This is a genomic window from Streptomyces sp. NPDC059456, from assembly GCF_042750055.1.
Lineage (GTDB): Bacteria > Actinomycetota > Actinomycetes > Streptomycetales > Streptomycetaceae > Streptomyces.
In genome coordinates, this window is record NZ_JBHYVA010000554.1 from 1 (window position 1) to 4048 (window position 4048).

Consider the following 4048-nt stretch of genomic DNA (forward strand, 5'->3'; position numbering starts at 1 on the left):
TCTCATCGGTGATCACTAATCGGACGGACACATCCGATCAACTGACCAACCGATCAAAGAGACACGCGCTAGCTCTGAGGCCCGTCCCCGGTGATCGTCTCGTCCACCGAGCCGCCGGCCGCGACGGCTCGCTCTCCCGTGGCCCGTGTCGGTTGCCGCGTCCCGGCGGGTTCCCCGGTCTCGGCAAGCGGTGCGGGCGGCGGCGTGGAGAGCGCGACCCCGTCGCCTGTGACGATGCGGCCGGCGTTTCCGCCGATGGCCACCGACCGGGTGCCCTGCGCCCTCACGCCGGCGGTGGCGGGGTCACCGGCGGGTGCCGGGGCGGGGGAGCGCAGGAGTGAGATGACCGAAACGGCCAGGGAGGCCAGGCCGACGACGGCCCCGACGATGCTCGCGGCCTTGTCGGCCTTCTCCAGGTCGCCCGCGATCACGAGGGCGCCGAGCCCTGAGGCCGTCAAGCCGCCCAGTACCGCGACGCCCCACATGATGGTCCTCGCACGCCTCGTCATGGGGGTCATCCTTTCACCGGGCCGCCCTGCGCGACGTACTTCCGGCAAAGAGGAGCCGTGCCCCGACCATTCCGGCTAGCGTTCGGGGATCGCTGCGCTCCGTATCGTCTGGAGGCCCTTTGACCGGGACCGCAGGGCCCGACCCGATCCCTCGCCGCCTGCCGTGGAAGGCGCCCCGGCCGAGCGGACCGGAGCCCGCAGCAGCGTCCGCCCCTGTAGCCCGGGCGGACGCCGCACGGGCCGCGGCCGTGACCGGGAACGCGCACGACGTGATCACCGGTGACCACAACACGGTCATCGGGAGCATGACCGTCCACCAGGTTCCCCCGCCGCCCGCCCCGCCCTCCGACGAGGCCGTGATGCAGGCCGTGGCCGACTATGCGCGCCGCTTCGCACAGGAGTACGGGGGACTGGACCTGGACGTCCTGAACCCCGCGGAGGAACGGCATCCCACGGTGCCGCTGTCCGCGGTGTTCGTCGCCCCCTCCGTACGGGCGGATCCGCCCCCGCTCGAACTGCCCGGGGAACTGCGCAGGCGGCTGGCGCTGTCCGGACAGCTGTCGGAGGAGGACCTTCTGCCGCCGGGGGTGGACAAGGCCGACTTCGAGCGGCTGCGCAGCTCCTACCTGGAACGACCCGAAGAGCACGTGCTGGAGGTGCTGGCCGGGCCCTCGGGCAGGAGGACGGTCCTGCTGGGAGACCCCGGTGCGGGCAAGTCCACGCTGGTGCGCCATCTCGTGCTCGAGCTGTCCGGCGGTGAACCCGGCGAGCTCCTGAGCGGGCTGGCCGGACGGGTTCCGCTCGCGGTGGAGCTCCGCCGGTACGCCGAAGGCGCCTGGCGGCACGGCGACTTCGAGGATTTCCTCGACCGACAGCACGAAACCTCGGGGCTCTCCGTCCCCGCCCCCGTGCGGGAGCGGCTGCTGTCCGAGGGACGGGCGCTGGTGGTCTTCGACGGCCTCGACGAGGTGTTCGATCCCAAAGAGCGGGAGGAGATCGCCCGCCGCATCGCCGCGTTCGCCGCGCGCCGCCCGTCGGCCCGGATCGTCGTGACCTCGCGAATCATCGGATACCGCCGCGGTCTCCTGGAGCGCGCGGGCTTCTCGCACTTCACGTTGCAGGACCTGGACGACGAACGGATCGGCGAGTTCGTCCGCCGCTGGTACCGCCACGCCCTCCCGAGCGGGCGGGCGCGGGCCGAGGAGCCGGCCGAGCGGATCATCTCGGCGGTGGAGGGCTCGCGGCCGCTCCGGGAGATGGCGGGCAACCCGCTCCTGCTGACCATCCTCGTGATCATCGGAACCCGTGGCCCCCTCCCGGACAACAGGCGGGGCGTCTACGAGCACGCCGTCGCGGTCCTCGTCGAACAATGGGACCAGGCAGTCAAGTTCCTCAAGGCGCCGCTGTCCCCACCCACCGCCGAGGCGCTGGACGCCCTCGGGCCCGCGTGGCGACTGGCCCTGTTGCGCCGGCTGGCTCGCACCCTGCAGGAAGGCCGCGGCGGCGTCGCCGGCAACCACATCAGCGCGGACGATCTCGAACGGGTCTTCCGGGACCAGCTCGAGCCCTACGAGCTGGCACCGCTCCACGCCACGGCCGCCGCCCGGGCCATGGTCACGCAGCTGCACGAGCGCAACTTCATCCTGTCCCGCTACGGCGGCGAAGTCTACGGATTCGTCCACCGGGCCTTCCTCGAACACCTGGCGGCGGCGGACATCGCCCACCGCTACCAGGTGGAAGGGGAGTGGACGGCCGAGGAGCTGATCGAGCAGGTCGTCGCCGTCCGGGCCGCGGATCCGGCGTGGCACGAGGTCCTGCTCCTGCTCATCGGGCATTTTGGCGCCGCGGACGCGACGGCCGCCGTCGACCGGCTCCTCGACCTCCACGCCCGGCGCACCGACCCGGACGACGCGAGCCATGTGGTACTGGCCCTGCGGGCACTGGCCGAGACCCGCGGGAGCGGGGTGCCGGCGAGCCGCAGCGCCGCAGTCGTCGACGCCGTGACCGCGGCCCTCGACGTACGCGGTTCCAAGGGTCCGTGGCTGCTTGCCGAAGCCGGCTCGGCACTGGCCTCGTTCGGCCGGTACTGGGCCGGGCGCGAGCGCTACCTGCGCTGGTACCGGCTGAGCGGCCAGTTCTCCGCGAGCGACGAGCCCGCCGGTCTCCTGGCCTTCTGTTTCCGGCTCGACGAGGACGAGTTGAGCGCTCTGGGCCGCGGCAGCTACTACGGAGGCGACCGCATGCTCCTCCTCTACGAGCGCGGCCGCCGCCGCCCCGACGACGAGGCCCGTGCACTGGTCGTCCACGAGGCCACGAGCGACCGGAACGACAACGTCCGCCCCATGGCCCTGGAAGTGCTCGGCGAGTTGTGGGCAGACTGCGAGGACGTTCGCGCCTTCCTGACCGGCCGCGCCACGGAGGACCCCGCCCGCCGCAGCCGGTCCGCCTCGCTCGAGGCCCTCGCCGCGGGACGGCCCGCCGACCCGGCCGTCCGGGACCTGGTCATGGCCGCGGCCGTGGGCGACGGCCACCAGTTCGTCCGCAGCGACGCGCTGCGCCTCCTCGGCCGGCGGTGGTCCGACGAGGAGGCCGTTCGCGCCCTGCTCATCCGACGGGCCCGTGAGGACGAGGCCGATAACACCCGGAGCACAGCGCTGAAGGTGCTCGCCCAGTGCGTACGCGGGCACCCCGACGTTCTCGACTTCCTCACCCGGTGCGCGGCTGACGACGGCGAACCGGAGCTGTGCAGCTCCGCCGTCTGGCACCTCGGCGACCAGGTCCCGGGCAACACCGGGGTCCGCGAGCTCTTGATCCGGCGGGCCGCGGACTCACCTCACGGCGATGTACGGGCCGGGGCGCTGGGGGTGTTGGGAAGGCAGGGGCCGGGACACACCGCCGTCCGCGACGTGCTGGTGCGCGGTGCCGACGACCCCTGGCCGCAGGCGCGCTCGACCGCCGTCCGGGAGCTGGGGGCCCACTGGCCGGGCCACGAGGGTGTCCTGGAAGCCATCCTCCACCGGGCCGTCAAGGACGGCGCCCCCGCGGTGCGGCGTACCGCCCTGCAGGTTCTCGGCGACTGCTACCCGGGGCACGACGACGTCGGCGAGGTCCTGATCCGCTGCACGGCCCCCGTCGCCGCTTCGTGTGAGGACATCGGGCAGGAGGACGTCAGGCAAGAGGCCCTGCGCGTACTGGCCCGGTGCTGGGCCGGCCGGCCGGAGATCCGCGACCTGCTCGTCCGGCTCTGCGCGGAGGAGCGTGACGCGTACACCTACGCGACCGTCCTGTGCGCTCTTGCGAAGCACTGGGCCGGCCGGCGCGACGTCCACGAACTGCTCCTCGCCGCAGCCGACCACCCGGACCGCGTCACCTGCTCGACCGTGCTCGACGTCCTGGAGGACCACTGGCCCGACCACGAGGACGTGCGCGCCGTGCTGATGCGGGTCGCAACCCGCGCGGCCCACGACCGGGGCGGGGGCCGCGCCCCCCCGAAAGTGGGGTCGAAAAGGTGGGACCACCCCCCGGGAGTCGGGCCCGAC

2 protein-coding genes are annotated in these 4048 nt (G+C 73.1%); one reads left to right on the forward strand and one right to left on the reverse strand.

Annotation, left to right across the window (positions count from 1 at the left end; translation table 11 throughout):
• Positions 1-68 precede the first annotated feature (68 nt).
• On the reverse strand, positions 69-509 hold the full coding sequence (locus ACFXA3_RS33150) for a hypothetical protein (protein WP_385192960.1): 441 nt from the start codon (positions 507-509) through the stop codon (positions 69-71).
• 248 nt (positions 510-757) lie between these two features.
• On the opposite strand from ACFXA3_RS33150, the gene ACFXA3_RS33155 reads away from it, so the two are divergent.
• Positions 758-4048 (forward strand): HEAT repeat domain-containing protein (locus ACFXA3_RS33155; protein WP_385192962.1); only part of this gene is annotated, 3291 nt, incomplete at its 3' end.